General features: G+C 68.1%; 19 protein-coding genes. 14 read left to right on the top strand and 5 right to left on the bottom strand.

The window, feature by feature from the left end; translation table 11 throughout:
- Positions 1 to 4 precede the first annotated feature (4 nt).
- Both rpsI and glmM read left to right on the top strand, forming a co-directional pair.
- The gene (gene rpsI, locus VIM54_RS11050) at positions 5 to 460 is read left to right on the top strand and encodes a 30S ribosomal protein S9 (protein WP_331901305.1); all 456 of its coding nucleotides are present in this window, start codon (positions 5 to 7) and stop codon (positions 458 to 460) included.
- Positions 461 to 482: 22 nt separating this feature from the next.
- Positions 483 to 1,844 carry a phosphoglucosamine mutase gene (glmM, locus tag VIM54_RS11045; protein ID WP_331901303.1) on the top strand — a complete coding sequence of 454 codons (1,362 nt, stop codon included), beginning with the start codon at positions 483 to 485 and terminating at the stop codon, positions 1,842 to 1,844.
- Positions 1,845 to 1,866: 22 nt separating this feature from the next.
- On the opposite strand, the gene coaA is transcribed toward glmM, so the two are convergent.
- Positions 1,867 to 2,826 (bottom strand): type I pantothenate kinase, encoded by a 960-nt coding sequence (coaA, locus tag VIM54_RS11040; protein ID WP_331901301.1) that lies wholly within the window; start codon positions 2,824 to 2,826, stop codon positions 1,867 to 1,869.
- Positions 2,827 to 2,911: 85 nt separating this feature from the next.
- On the opposite strand from coaA, the gene glmS reads away from it, so the two are divergent.
- The 8 genes from glmS (at position 2,912) to VIM54_RS11000 (ending at position 9,449) form a co-directional block, all read left to right on the top strand.
- On the top strand, positions 2,912 to 4,768 hold the full coding sequence (gene glmS / locus VIM54_RS11035) for a glutamine--fructose-6-phosphate transaminase (isomerizing) (protein WP_331901299.1): 1,857 nt from the start codon (positions 2,912 to 2,914) through the stop codon (positions 4,766 to 4,768).
- Between the two features lie 4 nt (positions 4,769 to 4,772).
- Positions 4,773 to 5,144 (top strand): holo-ACP synthase, encoded by a 372-nt coding sequence (locus VIM54_RS11030; protein ID WP_331901297.1) that lies wholly within the window; start codon positions 4,773 to 4,775, stop codon positions 5,142 to 5,144.
- On the top strand, positions 5,141 to 6,253 hold the full coding sequence (gene alr, locus VIM54_RS11025) for an alanine racemase (RefSeq protein ID WP_331901296.1): 1,113 nt from the start codon (positions 5,141 to 5,143) through the stop codon (positions 6,251 to 6,253). The genes VIM54_RS11030 and alr overlap by 4 nt, the downstream gene beginning before the upstream one ends.
- Complete coding sequence (gene tsaE, locus VIM54_RS11020) at positions 6,244 to 6,729, top strand: tRNA (adenosine(37)-N6)-threonylcarbamoyltransferase complex ATPase subunit type 1 TsaE (protein WP_331901294.1); 486 nt, start codon at positions 6,244 to 6,246, stop codon at positions 6,727 to 6,729. Before alr ends, tsaE begins: the two co-directional genes overlap by 10 nt.
- On the top strand, positions 6,729 to 7,355 hold the full coding sequence (gene tsaB, locus VIM54_RS11015) for a tRNA (adenosine(37)-N6)-threonylcarbamoyltransferase complex dimerization subunit type 1 TsaB (protein ID WP_331901293.1): 627 nt from the start codon (positions 6,729 to 6,731) through the stop codon (positions 7,353 to 7,355). Before tsaE ends, tsaB begins: the two co-directional genes overlap by 1 nt.
- Complete coding sequence (gene rimI / locus VIM54_RS11010) at positions 7,355 to 7,858, top strand: ribosomal protein S18-alanine N-acetyltransferase (RefSeq protein ID WP_331901291.1); 504 nt, start codon at positions 7,355 to 7,357, stop codon at positions 7,856 to 7,858. Before tsaB ends, rimI begins: the two co-directional genes overlap by 1 nt.
- Positions 7,855 to 8,904 (top strand): tRNA (adenosine(37)-N6)-threonylcarbamoyltransferase complex transferase subunit TsaD, encoded by a 1,050-nt coding sequence (gene tsaD / locus VIM54_RS11005; RefSeq protein ID WP_331901290.1) that lies wholly within the window; start codon positions 7,855 to 7,857, stop codon positions 8,902 to 8,904. Before rimI ends, tsaD begins: the two co-directional genes overlap by 4 nt.
- A 98-nt stretch (positions 8,905 to 9,002) precedes the next feature.
- Positions 9,003 to 9,449 carry a hypothetical protein gene (locus tag VIM54_RS11000; protein WP_331901288.1) on the top strand — a complete coding sequence of 149 codons (447 nt, stop codon included), beginning with the start codon at positions 9,003 to 9,005 and terminating at the stop codon, positions 9,447 to 9,449.
- Positions 9,450 to 9,545: 96 nt separating this feature from the next.
- On the opposite strand, the gene VIM54_RS10995 is transcribed toward VIM54_RS11000, so the two are convergent.
- Positions 9,546 to 10,733: a class I SAM-dependent methyltransferase gene (locus VIM54_RS10995; RefSeq protein WP_331901286.1), complete on the bottom strand. Its 1,188-nt coding sequence runs from the start codon at positions 10,731 to 10,733 to the stop codon at positions 9,546 to 9,548.
- Positions 10,734 to 11,035: 302 nt separating this feature from the next.
- Between VIM54_RS10995 and groES the strand changes: the two genes are divergently transcribed.
- From groES to VIM54_RS10975, 4 genes are all read left to right on the top strand, one after another.
- On the top strand, positions 11,036 to 11,332 hold the full coding sequence (gene groES / locus VIM54_RS10990) for a co-chaperone GroES (protein ID WP_147783437.1): 297 nt from the start codon (positions 11,036 to 11,038) through the stop codon (positions 11,330 to 11,332).
- 76 nt (positions 11,333 to 11,408) lie between these two features.
- Entirely contained in the window at positions 11,409 to 12,347 is a 939-nt protein-coding gene (rarD, locus tag VIM54_RS10985; protein WP_414673214.1) for an EamA family transporter RarD, read from the top strand.
- 42 nt (positions 12,348 to 12,389) lie between these two features.
- Complete coding sequence (locus VIM54_RS10980; protein WP_331901283.1) at positions 12,390 to 13,652, top strand: ABC transporter substrate-binding protein; 1,263 nt, start codon at positions 12,390 to 12,392, stop codon at positions 13,650 to 13,652.
- A 176-nt stretch (positions 13,653 to 13,828) separates the two neighbouring features.
- Entirely contained in the window at positions 13,829 to 15,103 is a 1,275-nt protein-coding gene (locus tag VIM54_RS10975; RefSeq protein WP_331901282.1) for an ABC transporter substrate-binding protein, read from the top strand.
- A gap of 326 nt (positions 15,104 to 15,429) precedes the next feature.
- Here VIM54_RS10975 and VIM54_RS10970 read toward each other — a convergent pair whose 3' ends face one another.
- Genes VIM54_RS10970 through VIM54_RS10960 form a run of 3 tightly spaced genes read right to left on the bottom strand, consistent with a single transcriptional unit; the run spans position 15,430 to position 18,090 of the window.
- Positions 15,430 to 16,179 (bottom strand): ABC transporter ATP-binding protein, encoded by a 750-nt coding sequence (locus tag VIM54_RS10970; RefSeq protein ID WP_331901280.1) that lies wholly within the window; start codon positions 16,177 to 16,179, stop codon positions 15,430 to 15,432.
- On the bottom strand, positions 16,176 to 17,135 hold the full coding sequence (locus VIM54_RS10965; protein WP_414673213.1) for an ABC transporter ATP-binding protein: 960 nt from the start codon (positions 17,133 to 17,135) through the stop codon (positions 16,176 to 16,178). The genes VIM54_RS10970 and VIM54_RS10965 overlap by 4 nt, the downstream gene beginning before the upstream one ends.
- Positions 17,116 to 18,090, bottom strand: coding sequence for a branched-chain amino acid ABC transporter permease (locus VIM54_RS10960; protein WP_331901277.1), 975 nt, complete (start codon positions 18,088 to 18,090; stop codon positions 17,116 to 17,118). Before VIM54_RS10960 ends, VIM54_RS10965 begins: the two co-directional genes overlap by 20 nt.
- Between the last annotated feature and the right edge of the window lie 5 nt (positions 18,091 to 18,095).

The following is an 18,095-nucleotide window of genomic DNA, read 5'->3' as shown; positions in this document are numbered from 1 at the left end:
GGCAGTGCTCGAGAGCTACTCGACCGAGAGCCCGGCCGAGACCGCAGTGAAGGTGCCCCGCGCCGTCCTCAACGTGCCAGGAGCGGCCGTCGGCCGTCGCAAGCAGGCCATCGCCCGCGTGCGCATCGTCCCCGGCTCCGGTACCATCACGGTCAACGGCCGCACGCTCGCCGACTACTTCCCCAACAAGCTGCACCAGCAGCTGATCAACGACCCGTTCAAGGTGCTCGACCTGCTCGGCAGCTACGACGTGATCGCCCGCATCACGGGCGGCGGCCCCTCCGGCCAGGCCGGCGCCCTGCGTCTCGGCATCGCGCGCTCGCTCAACCAGATCGACGAAGAGAACAACCGCGCCGCGCTCAAGAAGGCGGGCTTCCTCAGCCGCGACGCTCGCGTCAAGGAGCGCAAGAAGGCCGGTCTCAAGAAGGCGCGCAAGGCGCCGCAGTTCTCGAAGCGCTAACCCGCTCACCGAAAACACCTTCATGCCGCGTCTGTTCGGCACTGATGGGGTCCGCGGTCTCGCAAACCAGGACATCACGGTGGAGCTTGCACTGAGCCTTGCCCAGGCGGCGTCGATCGTTCTGGGCAAGGGTCGGTTCGCCGACGGTCGTCGCGCCTCTGGACGGCGACCGGTCGGTGTCATCGCGCGCGACCCGAGGGTCTCCGGCGAGTTCATCGCCGCGGCCGTCGCCGCCGGTTTTGCGAGTTCCGGCGTCGACGTGCTCGACGCGGGCATCATCCCGACCCCGGCGGCGGCGTTCCTCATCGCGGACGTCAAGGCCGACTTCGGCGTGGTCATCTCGGCGTCGCACAACCCGGCGGCCGACAACGGCATCAAGTTCTTCGCGGTGGGTGGCACGAAGCTCCCGGATGAGGTGGAAGACCGCATCCAGGCGGCGCTCGACGAGAAGAAGCTCGCCCCCACCGGCGTGGAGGTCGGCCGCATCCGCCGATTCGCCGACGCGGAGGACCGCTACGTCGTGCACCTGCTGTCCACCCTCCCGCACCGGCTCGACGGTATCCACGTCGTGCTCGACTGCGCGAACGGTGCGGCCTCCGGCATCTCTCCCGAGGTGTTCACCAACGCCGGCGCCACCGTCACCGTGATCGGCGCAGACCCGGACGGCTACAACATCAACGACGGCGTGGGGTCCACCCACCTCGACGTTCTCGCCGCCGCGGTTCTCGAGCACGGTGCGGACGTCGGCATCGCCCACGACGGCGACGCCGACCGCTGCCTCGCCGTGGACCACCTGGGCCGCATCGTGGACGGCGACCAGATCATGGCCGTGCTTGCCGTGTCGATGAAGGAACGCGGCCTGCTCAAGGAGAACACTCTCGTGGCAACGGTCATGAGCAACCTGGGGCTCCGGGTGGCGATGGCCGAACACGGCATCGCCCTCCTGCAGACGGCGGTCGGCGACCGGTACGTGCTCGAGGCGCTCAACGAGCGCGGCCTCAACCTCGGCGGCGAGCAGTCCGGGCACGTGATCATGAGCGACCACGCGACCACCGGCGACGGCATCCTCACCGGACTACAGCTGCTCGCCGAGATGGCTCGCACCGGCAAGTCGCTTGCCGAGCTCGCCGCGGTGATGACCGTCTACCCGCAGATCATGATCAACGTGCGCGGCGTCGACCGCGCGGCCCTGAAGTCCGACGAGGTCGTCGCGGCGGCGGTGGCCGCGGCCGAGGAACGGCTTGGGTCCACCGGGCGTGTGTTGCTGCGCCCCTCCGGCACCGAACCTCTCGTGCGCGTGATGGTCGAGGCGCGGGAGCAGTCGGTGGCAGACGAGATCGCACACTCGCTCGCGGACGTCGTGCGCGAGCGCCTCACCGTCTAAGCGCTCCGCGGGTCGGACCGCGCTAGATCTTGCGCAGCAGCACCGTGTCCACCGCGTGATCGGCGCCCTTGCGCAGCACGAGATCGGCCCGCGACCTGGTCGGCAGCACGTTCCGCAGCAGGTTGGGCTCGTTGATGCGCTTCCAGATCTCGAGTCCCTTCGCCGTGGCCTCCTCCGTGCTGAGGGCGGCGTAACGGTGAAAGTAGGACTGCGGATTCGCAAAGGCGCCGCGCTGCAGTTTGAGAAAGCGGTCGACGTACCAGCCGGCGATGTCGGAGGTCCTGGCGTCGACGTAGATAGTGAAGTCGAAGAGGTCGCTCACCGCGAGCCCGTGCCCGCTCGCCGGGGGCTGTAGTACGTTGAGGCCCTCTACGATGAGGACGTCCGGCGCCCGAACCACGATCTCCGCATCGCGCACGATGTCGTAGCTGAGGTGCGAGTAGAACGGGGCGCGCACCTCCGGCTCGCCGCTCTTCACCCCGGTGACGAATCGCAGCAGCGCGCGGCGGTTGTAGGACTCCGGAAAGCCCTTGCGTTCCATCAGGCCGCGCCGCTCGAGTTCCGCGTTGGGCAGCAGGAAGCCGTCCGTCGTCACGAGCTCAACGCGCGGGGTGTCGTCCCAGCGGGAGAGCATCTCGCGCAGCAGGCGCGCGACCGTCGACTTGCCGACTGCCACCGAGCCGGCCACGCCGATCACGAACGGGGTCGCCTTCGAGTCCCGGTGCAGGAACCGGCTCGTGTCGTGGTGAAGTCGCCGGGCCCCCACGGCGTACAGGTTGAGCAGCCGGCTGAGCGGTAGGTAGACCTCGGTTACCTCGCGTAGGTCCAGGCGGTCGCCGAGACCGCGCAGCTCCACGATCTCGGTCGGACTCAGGGGGAGTTCCGTGGTGGGGGCGAGGTTGGCCCAGTCGGTGCGGTCGATCTCGACGAACGGCGTCGAATGGCCGTTGGCGCCGGTGTGCGCAGACCCGTGCTCAGACATAGGGCAACAGGCTACCGGAGTCGGGATGCGCCGCGGAGCACGGGTGGGCGCGGGGGACCCGGGACATAACGTAAAATCGGGTTTCATGTGCGGAATCGTGGGCTACGTCGGCAGCAACCGGAGCGTCGAGGTGCTGTTGGGCGGTCTCCGTCGGCTCGAATACCGCGGCTACGACTCGGCGGGAATCGCCGTGATCGACCAGGAGGGCGAGCTGCACACGCGCAAGCGCGCCGGCAAGCTCCAGGTGCTCATCGATGACCTCGATGCCGCGAACATCGCGAACGGTTCCACCGGGATCGGCCACACCCGCTGGGCCACCCACGGCGGACCCAACGACCAGAACGCGCATCCGCACCTCGGAGACGACGGCAAGCTCGCCCTGATCCACAACGGCATCATCGAGAACTTCGCCGAGCTCAAGGCGGAGCTCGTCGCCGCCCATCCGGACACCGTGTTCACGAGCGAGACCGACACCGAGGTCGCCGCGCTCCTGGTCGGGTTCGAATACCAGAAGACGGGCGACCTCGCCGAGGCGCTGCGCAACGTCGTCGCCCGACTGCACGGCGCGTTCACCCTGCTCGTGCTGCACAAGAACGAGCCGGGCGTCGTCGTCGGCGCCCGCCGCAACTCGCCGCTCGTGATCGGCCTCGGCGACGGCGAGAACTTCCTCGGTTCAGACGTGGCCGCCTTCGTGGAACACACCCGGCGCGCCGTGGCGATCGGCCAGGACCAGATCGTGACGATCACTTCGGATGCGGTGACGGTCACCGACTTCGACGGCCTGCCGGTGGAGACCCAGGAGTTCGAGATCACCTGGGACGCGTCGGCGGCCGAAAAGGGCGGCTGGTCGAGCTTCATGGCCAAGGAGATCAGCGAGGAGCCGGAGGCCATCTCCAAGACCCTCCTCGGCCGGATCGTCGACGGTGCCGTGCGCCTCTCCGAGCTGGACGTGCTCGGCGACGACGTGCTCACGGGCATCGACCGCGTCGTGATCCTCGGCTGCGGCACCGCCGCGTACTCGGGCATGCTCGGAAAGTACGCGATCGAGAAGTGGGCGAAGATCCCCGTGGACGTGGAGCTGTCGCACGAATTCCGCTACCGCGACCCGGTGATCACCGACCGCACGCTCGTCGTCTCGATCAGCCAGTCCGGCGAGACCATGGACACCCTCATGGCCGTCAAGTACGCGGTTGCCGCCGGGGCGAAGACGCTGTCGATCTGCAACACGCAGGGCGCGACCATCGCCCGGGAGTCGGATGCCGTCATCTACACGCATGCGGGTCCCGAAGTCGCCGTGGCCTCCACGAAGGCCTTCGTGGCGCAGGTCGCCGCGCTCTACCTCTTCGGCCTGCACCTCGCGCGGGTGCGCGGCACCCTGTTGCCGGAGGAGATCTCCGGACTGCTCGGCGAACTGCAGGCGCTCCCCGACCAGCTCGCCACCGTGCTCGAGCAGCACGACGCGATCACCCAGCTGGCCGGCTGGATGACCGACACCCGTTCGGTGCTCTTCCTCGGCCGGCACGCCGGATACCCGGTGGCCCTCGAGGGTGCGCTCAAGCTCAAGGAGCTGGCCTACATCCACGCGGAGGGCTTCGCGGCCGGCGAGCTCAAGCACGGCCCGATCGCCCTGATCGAGCCGGGCCAGCCCGTGTTCGTGATCGTGCCGAGCCCGCGCGCCAAGGATTCGCTGCACAAGAAGGTCGTCTCCAACATCCAGGAGATCCGCGCCCGCGGCGCCCGCATCCTCGCGATCGCCGAACAGGGCGATGCCGCGGTGCTTCCGTATGCCGACATCGTGATCCCGATCCCGCTCGCCTCGACGCTCTTCGAGCCGCTGCTCGCGGTGGCACCGCTGCAGATCTTCGCGATGGAGCTGGCCGCAGCGAAGGGGCTCGACGTCGACCAGCCGCGCAACCTCGCCAAGTCAGTGACCGTGGAGTAACGACGTGATCGTCGGCATCGGCGTTGACGTTGTCGACCTCGCGCGGTTCGAGCGCGCGGCCGACAGGACTCCGGCGTTGCTCAACCGACTCTTCGCCGAGAGTGAGCTGTGGGACGGCCCGGCCAGGCGCCCGCTGCGCTCTATGGCCGCGCGATTCGCGGCCAAGGAGGCGCTCATCAAGGCGATCGGCGATTCGACCGGGGTGCGCTGGCACGACATGGCAATCGTCTCCGACGGGCAGCGCAACCCGTCGTTCGAGGTGTACAACGCGCTCGCCGGCATCGTGGCGGCGCGCGGGATCACCGCCATCCACGTGTCGATGAGCCACGACGCGGGGGTCGCCGTCGCGTACGTCGTGGCGGAGGGCACCGAATGACCGCCCGGCCCATGCGCGAGGCGCGCGTCGACCTCGCCGCGATCGCGCACAACGTCGGCACCCTCTCGCGAGTCGTCGGCACCCCGCACGTGATGGTCGTCGTGAAGGCCGGCGGTTACGGCCACGGTGCCGTCGCCGTGGCCGGGGCGGCGCTCGAGGGCGGGGCGGATTGGCTCGGCGTGGCGGACATCCGCGAGGCGCTCGAGCTGCGCGCGGCCGGGATCACCGCGCCCGTGCTGGCCTGGCTGCACGACCCGCGGGCGAGCTTCGACGAGGCGATCGCCGCCGGCATCGACCTGGGCGTGAGCTACCCCGAGCAGCTCGAGCGCGTCGCCCACGCCGCCGGGCCCGCGTTCGTGCACCTCAAGGTGGACACCGGGCTCGGACGCAACGGCGCCTCGGACAGCGAATGGCCGCAGTTCTTCGCCGCGGCGGCCGCCCACGAGCGGGCCGGCCGCCTCCGCGTGCGCGGCCTGTGGAGTCATCTTGCCAACGCGGGAGCCGCCGAAGACCTGCTGCAGGTGGAGGCCTTCGAACGCGCGATCGCCCTCGCCCGCGAGAGCGGCCTCGACCCGCAACTGCTGCACCTCGCCTCCACCGCCGGCGCGCTGCGAGTGCCGTCCGCGCGGTTCGATCTCGTGCGGCTCGGCATCGGCGCCTATGGTCTCTCCCCGTTCGACGACGCGTCGTCCGCCGATCTTGGCCTGCGCCCCGCTCTGGAGCTGAGCGCGACGATCGCCTCGGTGAAGCGGGTGCCGGAGGGCAGCGGGGTGTCGTACGGCTACGACCACCGAACGGCGGCCGCGGCGACGCTGGCGCTCGTGCCCCTGGGCTACGGCGACGGCATCCCGAGGCACGCCTCCAGCCGGGGACCGGTGTCCATCAACGGCCGCACCTACCGGGTCGCCGGCCGGGTGGCCATGGACCAGTTCGTCGTGGACGTCGGGGACGACCCGGTGTCTGTCGGCGACCGGGCCGTGCTCTTCGGCGACCCGTCGGCCGGCGTGCCGTCCGCCGACGACTGGGCGGCGGCCGCAGACACCATCAACTACGAGATCGTCACTCGCCTCGGCGCCCGGATCGAGCGGACCCACCGCCGATGCGGTTGACGATCGCCACCCCGGAGGAGATGGCCGCGCTCGGCGCGACCATCGCGCGGCAGCTGAGGGCCGGCGACCTCGTGGCGCTCAATGGCGAGCTGGGGGCGGGCAAGACCACCCTCACCCGCGGACTCGGGGAGGCGCTTGCGGTGCGCGGCACGGTGACCAGCCCCACCTTCGTGCTCGCCCGCACCCATCCGCGGGAGCACGGCGGACCACCGCTCGTGCACGTGGACGCCTACCGGCTCGGCGGGGCGGCCGAACTCGACGACCTCGACATCGACTTCGCGGCATCCATCGTGGTCGTGGAGTGGGCCGCCGGAATGCTCGACGGAGTCGCCGACGACTGGCTCGAAGTGTCGATCGAGCGGCCAACCGGCGGCCCGACTCCCGGTTTCGACGCGGAGGATGAGGACGCCGTCGAACCGCGCGAGGTCACCATCACCGGCCACGGCGAGCGGTGGAGTCGGCTTAAACTGGCCTGATGCTTCTCGCCATCGACACCTCGGCCGGATCGAGTGTCGCCGTCGTCGACCGCGACCGCGGCACCATCGTCGAACTGGGGGAGGCGGACACGCGGCGCCACGCCGAGGTCATCGGAACCCTCATCGCCCTCGCGCTCGCCGAGTCCGGAGTGTCGATCCCGGAGCTGTCCGGTGTCGCGGTCGGGATGGGTCCCGGCCCGTTCACGGGCCTGCGGGTGGGGATCGCCGCCGCACAGGCCTTCGCGCTCGGCGCAGGCAAGCCGGTCGTGCGGGTCGTGAGCCACGACGCCGTCGCCTGGGGACACTACGCGGCGGGCAACACCGGCCCGCTGCTCGTCGTCACCGATGCGAGACGCCGCGAGGTCTACTGGAGCACATACTCGGGGGCGGATGAGTTCGGCCTTCCCGAGCGATCCAGCGGCCCAGCCGTCGAGAGCCCGGCCGGTCTCGAGGCACTGGACCTCGCCGGCTACGCCCGCATCGACGCCGCCGAGGTCTCCGCGGCATCCGCCGGCCTGCTCGCCGAGGGCCTGTTCCAGCACCGGCGCGCGTTCGCCGGCCCGGAGGCGCTCTATCTGCGCGCCCCGGACGTCACCGTCTCCGCCGGACCAAAGAGGGTGAGCTGATGACCTGGAAGCTGCGAACCGCCACCGTCGACGACCTCGACCACATCATGGAGCTGGAGACGGGCACGTTCGGCAACGATGCGTGGTCGAGGGACGCGATGCGCCGTGACCTCATCAACCGGCAGTGCTACTACCTCGTGGCCGAACGCCTCGGGTTCCCGGGCGAGTTGGACGGCTACGCCGGCCTGTTCGCGCCGAGGGGCGCGCTCGAGTGCGACATCCAGACCATCGCGGTCGCCGAGTCGGCGCGGCGCTCCGGGCTGGGCCGCACGCTCATGCAGGCGCTCATCGGCGAGGCCCGGAGGCGAGGCGCGAAGGAGGTGTTCCTCGAGGTGCGGGCCGACAACCCCGGCGCGCACGAGCTCTACCGCACGCTCGGCTTCGAGGACATCGCCGTGCGGGTGGCGTACTACCAGCCGGATGGCGTGGATGCCGTCGTCATGCGCCTGCTCATCCCGGAGCCGACCACCCAGCCGACCACCCAGCCGGCGGCCGGCGAATGAGCGCATCGGGACCCCTCGTCCTCGGGATCGAGACGAGCTGCGACGAGACGGGCGTGGGCATCGTGCGCGGTACGACCCTTCTCGCCAACGTGATCGCGTCGTCCATGGAGGAGCACGCGCGATACGGCGGTGTCGTTCCGGAGATCGCCGCGCGGGCGCACCTCGAGGCGCTCACCCCGGCCCTCACGGCCGCGCTCGCCGAGGCGAACGTGTCGCTGCAAGAGGTCGACGCGATCGCGGTGACGAGCGGCCCAGGACTGTCAGGCGCGCTCATGGTCGGCGTGGCCGCGGCAAAGGCGCTCGCGATCTCTCTCGACAAGCCGCTCTACGCGGTCAACCACCTGGTCGGTCATGTCGGCGCAGACGTGCTCTCCGGCGAGGATGTCGAATATCCCACGATCGCGCTGCTCGTCTCCGGCGGCCACACCTCCCTCCTGCTGGTGCGCGACCTGGTCTCGGATGTCGAACTGCTCGGCGAGACGATCGACGACGCTGCGGGCGAGGCCTTCGACAAGGTCGCCAGGCTGCTCGGTCTTCCGTACCCCGGGGGCCCGCAGATCGACAGGGTCGCCGCCGACGGCAACCCGGCGGCGATTCGCTTTCCTCGCGGACTCAGCCAGCCGAAGGACATGGACAAGCACCGGTACGACTTCTCGTTCTCGGGGCTCAAGACCGCCGTCGCGCGCTGGGTGGAGCGCGCCCGCGACGCCGGCGAGGAGGTTCCGGTCGCGGATGTCGCCGCCAGCTTCCGGGAGGCGGTCACCGATGTGCTGCTCACCAAGGCCGTCGCAGCGTGCCGCGACCGCGGGGTGCCCCGCCTTCTGCTCGGCGGCGGTGTGGTCGCCAACGCCCGGGTTCGCGAGGTCGCGGCCGAGCGCTGCGCGGCGGCCGGGATCGAGCTGAGGATCCCGCCCCTGTCGCTGTGCACCGACAACGGAGCGATGATCGCCGCGCTCGGCGCCCAGCTGATCGAGTCCGGCCACGCGCCGTCCGATCTCTCCTTCGGCGCCGATTCGACCCTTCCTGTCACCGTCATCCAGGCCTGAGGCGGGCAATTGCGCCCGTGGCGCTGTTTGACATGCCGCAGTGACGGTGGAAGGCTGAGAATTGTCTGATACAGCCGACCACTCCCTAAGGAGCACCCATGACCGACCCCGTCAACGGCGACTTGCCGCCGGTACCGCCGCCAGCCCAGCCGGCAACCCCGGTGACGCCTCCGCCCGCAGCTCCCACTCCGCCGGCACCCCCGTCGGCCGGCTACGCCGCTCCCGCCTACGCCACGACCGGCGTCGTCGCGCCCAAAAAGACCCTGAGCCTGATCGGAATGATCGCCGGAATCATCGGCATTCTAGGCTTCTGGATCGTCTTCATCCCGATCGTCGGATCGATCCTCGGCCTCTTCATCCCCGGGGCGGCGCTCGTGCTGGGCATCCTCGGACGCAAGCGCGAGGGAATCCCGGCGAGAGGCTTCTGGCTCACCGCCATCATCACGGGAATCATCGGGCTGGCCATCGCGGTCATCGCGCTCATCCTCTGGATCGTGGCCTTCGCCGTCGCGGGCGCCAACGGCTCGTTCAACACCGGCTACTGAACCATCACCGGCTGAGTCAGCCGGGTTTTACCGCGCGGGCCGAAGGGCCCGTCTCCCTCGGGAGTCGGGCCCTTCGGCATGCCGGGCCGCAGCCCGTCAGGTCCGCTCCACCAGCAGCGCGGTGTGCCGGCCAGCCACCCGGGTGACGACGAGGGTGGCGCTGTTGTCGCCCTTGAGCTTGAGTTTCTTGCGGAATTCGGCCGGGTCGAGATCCACCCCACGCTTCTTGATTTCGAGCCGCCCGATCCCGCGGGCCGCGAGCTGTTTTCGCAGCGCCCGTTCGTCGAACGGCAGCACGTCTACCACCCGGAAGCACGTCGCGAACGGCGTCTCGATCGCGCTGTTCGAGGTGAGGTAGGCGATCCCGTCACTGAGCATCGTGGCATCGAGGCGTCTCGCGAGGTCGCCGATGAGCCGAGCCCGGATCACCGCGCCGTCCGGCTCGTAGAGGTACTCGCCGAGTTCGCCGGTTGGGGCGTCCTCGCTGTCCGCCTCCGCGCTGAGTTCCGCCGTGCCGTGCTGGCCGATCACGAGCGCCGACCGGCGGATGCCCGGCCTGGCCAGCGTGCCGAACCACAGGCCGAGCTCCACGACATCCCGGTCGACCGACACCCACTGCGCCTCCGCGTCCGCGGGGATCAGGTCGCGGTCGATGCCGGGCCCGAGCTTGATCCCGGTCGGCAGTTTCGCCGCCGTCTCGAAGGCGAAGTCGAGCGAGGGGGAGTAGTCGGCTGGGTTAGTGACCCGCGAGGTGTTCGAGTGCCCGGAGGTGCGCCGCGCCGGGTCGAGGAACACCGCGTCGAAGTCGGTGACGTCGACGGCGGTCGCGTCGGAGTTGACGACGGTCGCGTTCGGCCAGGGGGCGAGGTTGTATGCCGCGATCGCCGCCGTCACTTCGTCCCGTTCGACGGCGGTCACCTCGAGTTCCAGGGCGGCCATCGCCATGGCGTCGCCGCCGATTCCGCAGCCGAGGTCGACCACGCGCCACACGCCTGCCGCCCGGAATCGGCCGGCGTGCAGGGCGGCGACCTGGAGACGAGTCGCCTGCTCGAGACCGGCCTCGGTGAACAGCATCCGCGACGCGAACGGCCCGAACTTGGCCTCGCCCCGGCCCCGGAGCTTTGACTGGCTCAGCACGGCGGCGACCATCGCGGGGGAGTGCCCGGCCTTGCGCAGCTCGGTCACCGACTTCAGCACGTCCGCGGCCGACTCGTACGGCGGCAGGGAATCGAGCAGCCGCAGGCCCTCGGCGGAGAGAATTTCGCGCAGCTCGGAGATGTCCATCCGCCCCATTCTCGTACGGATCGCGGCAACCCCCGCATCCGCCCCCATCCGCGCCGATCCGCGCGGTATCCGAAAATGCAGGAGATTCCGGATGCTGGGCGCGTTGTGAGCGCGCACGTCGCTGTTTGGCGCGAAATCCCCTGCGTTTTCGGAGCGGGGAGGGGCGCGGGACGGCACGAAAGTCGATCGGGTCTGGCACTCCGATTGCACGAGTGCTAATGCGCGGCTAAGCTACATCTGGCACTCTCACAGTGAAAGTGCTAACCCAAGATTTCTAAAAGTTATTCAGAAAGAGGTCAACCGTGTCGGTCTCCATCAAGCCGCTCGAGGATCGCATTGTCATCAAGCAGGTCGAGGCCGAGCAGACAACTGCTTCGGGACTCGTCATTCCTGACACCGCGAAAGAGAAGCCCCAGGAGGGCGAGGTCGTCGCGGTCGGACCAGGTCGCATCGACGACAACGGCAACCGCATCCCGCTCGACATCGCCGTGGGCGACAAGGTCATCTACTCCAAGTACGGCGGAACCGAGGTGAAGTACGGCGGGGAAGACCTGCTCGTGCTCTCGGCTCGCGACGTGCTCGCGGTAGTCGTCCGCTAGTCAGTTTCTTTCGAAGGGCCCGTCCGGTATGCCGGACGGGCCCTTCGTTCTTCTTCGGACCGCGAAATCCCGTAGCATGCGAACAGTGACCAGCACCGCCTCCCACCGTTCGCACGAGCGCTCCGGCGTTCTCTTCGCCATCGGCGCCTACGGGCTGTGGGGCTTTCTGCCCGCCTACTTCCTGCTGCTGCAGCCGGCCGGCGCGATCGAGATCGTCGCCTGGCGCATCCTCTTCTCGCTCGTCTTCTGTGCCCTGATCATCACGGTCACGCGCAAGTGGCCGCAGCTCGTCGCCATCCTTCGTCAGCCGAGACTCGTGCTCATGATGGGTCTCGCCGCCGCGCTCATCTTCGTCAACTGGCAGGTATACGTTTACGGCACCCTCAGCGGTCACGTGATCGAGACGTCGCTCGGCTACTTCATCAACCCGATCGTCACTGTGCTGCTCGGAGTGCTGCTGCTTCGCGAACGGCTGAGGCCGCTGCAGTGGATCGCGGTCGGAATCAGCGGCATCGCCGTGCTCGTGCTCGCGATCAACTATGGGGCGCTGCCCTGGATCTCCCTCACGCTCGCGTTCTCGTTCGGCCTGTACGGCCTCATCAAGAAGCGCGTGGGCGGCGCGGTCGACGCCGTGAGCGGCCTCACCATCGAGACCGCCTGGCTGGTCCCGGTGGCCACCGTGCAGCTCCTCGTCGTGGGGGCAGGTGCGGGCCTCACCTTCGGCACGGTGAGCCCATGGCACACGCTCGCGCTCGTCAGCGCCGGCGTCGTCACCGCCATTCCCCTCTTGCTGTTCGCCGCCGCCGCGCGTCGGCTGCCACTCGTCTACATGGGGCTCATCCAGTACCTCGCGCCCGTGCTGCAGTTCCTCTTCGGCGCATTCGTGCTGCGCGAGGCGATGCCTCCCGTGCGCTGGGCGGGCTTCGCGCTGGTCTGGGTGGCACTCATCGTGCTGACCATCGATCTGTTCGTGGCCGGTTCCCGCTCGCGACGCGCCTCGCCGGTCGCGGCCTGATCCCCCGGTAGGGTTCGGGATGATCCCCAGCTAAGGACCCCCATGCCGAGCCCACGCACTCTCGTCGTCGTCGCCCTCTCCGCGGCCCTGTGCCTCGCCGTCGCCGGATGCGCGACCGATGCCCCGAAACCAGTCCCGACCACGACTCCGAGCTCCTCGGGGAAACCGACCGGCGACGGGGTGCTGCGCATCGGCACGGTCTTCCCCACGACAGGCGCGCAGGCCTATCTGGGGCCGGCCCAGGCCGCAGCGGTCGAGGCCGCCGTGCGGGAGATCAACGAGGCGGGTGGGGTGCTCGGCAAGCCCGTAGAGGTGCTGCACCGGGACTCCGGCGACGTCGCGACCGACACCCTCGAGAAGTCGCTCGCCGACCTGCAGTCCAGGAAGGTGGATGTGCTCATCGGCCCGTCCTCATCCGTGCTCGCGGAGCGACTGGTGCCGAAGCTCGTCGCCGCGGGCATCCCGATGATCTCGCCCGCTGCCACCTCCGTGCGGCTCAGCACCGTCGCGGACTTCGGACTGTTCTTCCGCACCATTCCCTCGGCGGCGCTCGAGGGCGACGCCCTCGCGCGGGCCATCGGCGGAGGCAAGGCCAGGGTGGCCTACGTCTACCTCGACGACGACACCGGCGCCGCGATCCTCGGCTCTCTCCGTTCCCGGCTCAAGGCCGGCTTCGGCTCACTCGTCGCGACGCAGAAGTTCGACCCGGCCACCAAGGACTTCGCGCCGATCGTCGCTGCGGTGAAGAAGACGACCCCGGATGCCGTGGTGTTCGCGAGCACGTTCGCCGCGATGGAGCAGAACAAGGCGGTCATCACGGCGCTGACCGCGGCCGGCCTCGGCGGCGCGAAGCTCTGGCTCACCGGCGAGAACATGGCCGACTACTCGCAGGCGCTGCCGGCCGGCACCCTCACCGGAGTCAACGGCATTCTCGCCGGGGCCGGATCGGACGCCGCCTTCACCGCCCGCGTGAAGGCGGCGGACCCCGCGGCGAGCAACATGGCCTACGCGCCGGAGGCGTTCGATGCCACGATCCTCGCCGCGCTCGCGGCCACCGTCGCCCGCGATGCCAGCGGACCATCCATTGCGGCCAGGCTCACCGACGTTTCGAGGGGCGGCATCAAGTGCACGAGCTTCGGCGAGTGCGTCGCCGTGCTGAAGACCCGGTCCGACATCGACTACGACGGAATCTCCGGGCCGATCGCCTTCGACAAGAACGGTGATCCGAGCTCCGCGCACTTTGGCGTCTACAAGTACGACGCCGCAAATCGATTCACGAGGGCCGGCGACACGGTCGGCGGGTGAATCACCGCTCTCCCGTTCCCGCCAAAAATCCTTCGGTAACGAAAGGTAACGATTGTGGCGTGTTACGTGGATGTAACACGGACGTATTGTTTCTCGCGATCGAGGGCAATACGTTCGTAGGCACGGCAATGCCCCGCACTGTCGCGTCCTCAAACACACACAACGCAAGGAGCAACATGAGCGTTCTCGCGAAGGCCCCGGCCTCCCGCTCACGGTCTCTCAAGTCCGCCATTAGCGGTATCGCAATTCTCGGCATCAGCGCGCTCATCTTGAGCGGCTGTGCCTCGGGTGGCGGCTCTACCTCTACCGGCAAGGACCTGAGTCTCAAAATCGGAAGCATCCTGCCGCAGACCGGAACCCTCGCGGTTCTCGGGCCACCCGAGATTGCCGGTGTTGACCTCGCCGTTCAGGACATCAACGCGGCGAAGTCCGGTCTCAATATCTCTGTGACCCACAAGGACTCGGGCGACACCACCACGGATATCGCCACCCAGTCGGCGACCGCGCTTCTCGCACAGAACGTCTCGGTCATCATCGGTGCCGCATCGTCCGGTGTCTCGAAGACCTTTATCGACCAGGTCACGCAGGCCGGCGTTGTCCAGATTTCCGGCGCCAACACGTCGCCCGACTTCACCAACTACGCGGATGACGGCTATTACTGGCGCACGGCTCCGTCCGATGTTCTGCAGGGCCGCATCCTCGGCAACAAGATCCTCAAGGACGGCGCGTCCAAGGTCGCGATCCTGTACATGAACGACGCGTACGGCACCGGCCTCGAGTCGAACGTCAAGAAGGCGCTCACCGCCGGTGGCGCGACCATCTCCGGCGAAGAGATCTTCGAGCCGGCTTCGACGGACTTCAACAGCGCGATCACCTCGCTGCTGGCGACGAACCCCGACGCCCTCGTGGTCATCTCGTTCGACGAGATCAAGACGATCGCGGAGCAGCTCGCGTCGAAGGGCTTCGACTTCAAGAAGTTCTACGGCACGGACGGCAACTACGGCGTCATCGGCCCGAAGGACTCCAACGTCGACATCGCCAGCGCGCAGTTCACGAACCCCGGCGTCGAGGCGACGAAGGACTTCCAGGCGAAGCTCCAGGCTCTCGTCAAGAAGCAAGGCGGGTCTGAACTGACCGTGTTCAGCTACGCGGCCGAGTCCTATGACGCCGTTGTTGTCGCCGCTCTCGCCGCCCTGCAGGGTGGCAAGACCGACGGTGCGACGATCAAGGCGAACCTTCAGTCGGTTTCGGAGACGGGCACGAAGTGCACGAGCTTCGCCGACTGCGCCAAGCTCATCGCGGACAAGAAAGACATCAACTACGACGGTCTCTCCGGCCCGATCACGTTCGACAAGAACGGTGACCCGACCGAGGCCTACGTGTCGATCTACAAGTACTCGACGGGCAACGCAAACGCCTTCGAGCAGCAGGTCTATGGCAAGCTCGGCTAACACCGAGAGTGACTGAAAGGGGTCCGGCCGAAAGGCCGGGCCCCTTTTGTCGTGCCACCAGCCGCAGTAGCGTGCACCGCAGGCGTCGATCCGAGAGCTCGAGCAGGCGCGGCCCGCAGTCACCGCGGTACTGTCGGGTGCTCGCCCAGGGCGCCGGTGGGGAGTTTCGTCGCCCCAGCGGGCGCACAGCGCGCCAAGAGAACCACAACGCGCCAAGAGAACCACAACGCGCCAAGAGAACCTCAGCGTCGACGCACAGCAGCACCATCGCCGCGGCCAGCCGTCGCAGGCCAGCGAGCCGTCTACCGGTGGGCTGGACCCGGAGCCTAGCCTTCGGTGCGCGACTTCTCTTGGTCGGCCGCGAGGGTTCCGAGGTAGAGCTCGATCACCTTCGGGTCCTTCATGAGATCGCGCCCGGTGCCGGTGTAGGCATCGTTGCCCTGGTCGAGCACGTAGCCGCGGTCGCAGATTTGCAGGGCGCGCCTCGCGTTCTGCTCCACGATCATGATCGAGACGCCCGCGCGGTTGATCGCTGCGACGTTGATGAAGGTCTCGTCTTGCCGCACGGGGGAGAGGCCGGCGCTCGGTTCGTCGAGCAGCAGCACGCTTGGCTCCATCATGAGAGCGCGCGACATGGCCACCATCTGGCGCTCGCCTCCCGAGAGGGACCCAGCCCGCTGTTTGAGACGCTTGCCGAGCTCGGGGAAGAGGCCGGTGACGAACTCCAGCCGCTGCTTGTACATCTTGGGCTCCTGGTAGATGCCCATCTGGAGGTTCTCTTCGATGCTCAGGCTCGGAAAGACGTTGTTGTTCTGGGGCACCATGCCGACGCCTTTGGAGACGAGCTTGTCCGCCTTGAGCCCAGTGATGTTGTCGCCCTTGAGGATGACGCTGCCGCTGCGGATGTTGACCTGGCCGAAGATCGCCTTGAGCAGCGTCGACTTTCCCGCGCCGTTCGGCCCGATGATACCGACGAGTTCGCCCTTGCCGACGAAGACATTGCAGCCGTTGAGGATGTTGACGCCCGGCAGGTAGCCGGCCACCAGATCCGTGGTCTGCAGAACGATCTCGCTCACTTGGTGCCCGCTTCTTTCTCGATGATCTCCGCGCTGTCCGACTCGATCTCTTCCCGGATGAGTTCCGAGTCCATCTCGGCGGCGATCTCGCGCTGGCCGGTGAGGGTGCCGAGGTCGGTGTCGTGGTGGGCGCCGAGGTAGGCGTCGATCACGGCCGGGTCATTCATGACCACTCCCGGGGGGCCCTCTGCGACGATCCGTCCCTCGGCCATCACCACAACCCAGTCGGCGATCTCGTTGACCATGTGCATGTCGTGTTCGACGAACAGAACGGTCATGCCGTCGGACTTGAGCTCCTGGATGTGGTGCAGCAGCGACTGCGTGAGCGCCGGGTTGACGCCGGCCATGGGCTCGTCGAGCATCACCAGCTCCGGTTCGCTCATGAGTGCGCGCGCCATTTCGAGGAGCTTGCGCTGGCCGCCGGAGAGGCTCGCCGCGTAGTCCTCGGCCTTGGTGTCGAGCTTGAACTTCTCGAGCAGCGCCATCGCGCGCGCCGTGATCGAATCCTCGCGCTTGCTCCAGAGCGGTCGCAGGAGCGCGACGAAGAGGTTCTCCCCGCCCTGCTCCTTGGCCCCGAGGAGCATGTTCTCGAGCACCGTGAGGCGACCGAGTGCCTTCGTGAGCTGGAAGGTGCGCACCATGCCGAGGCGGGCCACCCGGAACGCCGGAACGCCGGCGATGTTCTTTCCGCCGAAGTTCCACGTGCCGGTGTTGGGCTTGTCGAATCCGGTGAGCAGGTTGAAGAACGTGGTCTTGCCCGCTCCGTTGGGCCCGATGAGCGCCGTGATGGCGCCTCGCGGAATCTCGAGATGGTCCACGTCGACGGCGAGGAGTCCGCCGAAGTGGCGGCTCACCTTGTCCGCCACGAGGATCGGATCGATCTTGGCTACGCCCGGAACTGCCGGGTCGGCAACGAGTTCTGAGATGGGGGTTCGATTAGACACTGAATTGCGCATCCTTCCTATTGCCGAAAATACCCTGCGGGCGGAAGATCACGAGGAGCATGAGTGCGACTCCCACGATGACAAAGCGGATCGGCCCCTGCTGGATGGCCGTGATGGGAAGCCAGTGGTTGGCGACACCGAGGCTCAACAGGCCGTCCGAGAGGGACAGCGTCACCCAGAAGATGATCGACCCGATCACCGGCCCGAAGACGGTCGCGGCCCCGCCGAGCAACAGGATCGTGTACAGGAAAAAGGTGAGCTGCGTGCCGTAGTTGTCCGGCTGCAGCGACCTCGGCAGGATGAAGAGCGCTCCAGCGAGCCCACCGAACACGCCACCGAGAACGAGGGCCTGCATCTTGTAGGAGTACACGTTCTTGCCGAGGCTGCGCACGGCATCCTCGTCCTCGCGGATTCCGCGAATTACACGGCCCCACGGGCTGCGGATGAGCAGGAAGACGAGCAAGCAGGCGAGGCCCACGAGCCCCCAGCCCACGATTCGCACCCACCATTGGTCGGACGAGTAGGTGAGAACACCCCAGCCGAAACGGCCCTCCGGGAGCGGGTTCGTCAGGTTGAACGTGGCGGCCGAGCCGTTGATGCCTTCCGAGCCGCCCGTGACGCTCGAGAACTCCGGGGTCTTCACCGAGAGCCTGATGATCTCGGCGGCGGCGATCGTGACGATGCTCAGATAGTCCGCCCTCAGCCGCAGGGTCGGGATTCCGAGGATCAGCGCGAAGATCGTGGCCGCGACGATCGTGGCGAGCACCGAGCCGTAGAGCGGCCAATGCCACTTGACCGAGGTGATGGCGAATGCGTAGCCGCCGATGGCCATGAATCCGGCCTGGCCGAAGTTGAGCAGCCCGGTGAACCCGAAGTGCACCGCCAGGCCGACCGTAGCGAGCGCGTAGGCGGCAGTCGTCGGGGAGAAGAGTTCTCCGAACGACAGGGGGATGAAGTTGTAGTCCATGTGTT

It is taken from the genome of Lacisediminihabitans sp. (genome assembly GCF_036569425.1).
GTDB lineage: Bacteria > Actinomycetota > Actinomycetes > Actinomycetales > Microbacteriaceae > Lacisediminihabitans.
This window is presented reverse-complemented; position numbering and strand designations above follow the sequence as displayed.

Bases quoted from the DNA above. Each gene is read 5' to 3' on its own strand.
- glmM (WP_331901303.1), top strand. From the start codon at position 483: ATGCCGCGTCTGTTCGGCACTGATGGGGTCCGCGGTCTCGCAAACCAG.
- coaA (WP_331901301.1), bottom strand. From the start codon at position 2,826: ATGTCTGAGCACGGGTCTGCGCACACCGGCGCCAACGGCCATTCGACG.
- glmS (WP_331901299.1), top strand. From the start codon at position 2,912: ATGTGCGGAATCGTGGGCTACGTCGGCAGCAACCGGAGCGTCGAGGTG.
- alr (WP_331901296.1), top strand. From the start codon at position 5,141: ATGACCGCCCGGCCCATGCGCGAGGCGCGCGTCGACCTCGCCGCGATC.
- tsaE (WP_331901294.1), top strand. From the start codon at position 6,244: ATGCGGTTGACGATCGCCACCCCGGAGGAGATGGCCGCGCTCGGCGCG.
- tsaB (WP_331901293.1), top strand. From the start codon at position 6,729: ATGCTTCTCGCCATCGACACCTCGGCCGGATCGAGTGTCGCCGTCGTC.
- rimI (WP_331901291.1), top strand. From the start codon at position 7,355: ATGACCTGGAAGCTGCGAACCGCCACCGTCGACGACCTCGACCACATC.
- tsaD (WP_331901290.1), top strand. From the start codon at position 7,855: ATGAGCGCATCGGGACCCCTCGTCCTCGGGATCGAGACGAGCTGCGAC.
- VIM54_RS11000 (WP_331901288.1), top strand. From the start codon at position 9,003: ATGACCGACCCCGTCAACGGCGACTTGCCGCCGGTACCGCCGCCAGCC.
- VIM54_RS10995 (WP_331901286.1), bottom strand. From the start codon at position 10,733: ATGGACATCTCCGAGCTGCGCGAAATTCTCTCCGCCGAGGGCCTGCGG.
- rarD (WP_414673214.1), top strand. From the start codon at position 11,409: ATGCGAACAGTGACCAGCACCGCCTCCCACCGTTCGCACGAGCGCTCC.
- VIM54_RS10980 (WP_331901283.1), top strand. From the start codon at position 12,390: ATGCCGAGCCCACGCACTCTCGTCGTCGTCGCCCTCTCCGCGGCCCTG.
- VIM54_RS10975 (WP_331901282.1), top strand. From the start codon at position 13,829: ATGAGCGTTCTCGCGAAGGCCCCGGCCTCCCGCTCACGGTCTCTCAAG.
- VIM54_RS10965 (WP_414673213.1), bottom strand. From the start codon at position 17,135: ATGCGCAATTCAGTGTCTAATCGAACCCCCATCTCAGAACTCGTTGCC.
- VIM54_RS10960 (WP_331901277.1), bottom strand. From the start codon at position 18,090: ATGGACTACAACTTCATCCCCCTGTCGTTCGGAGAACTCTTCTCCCCG.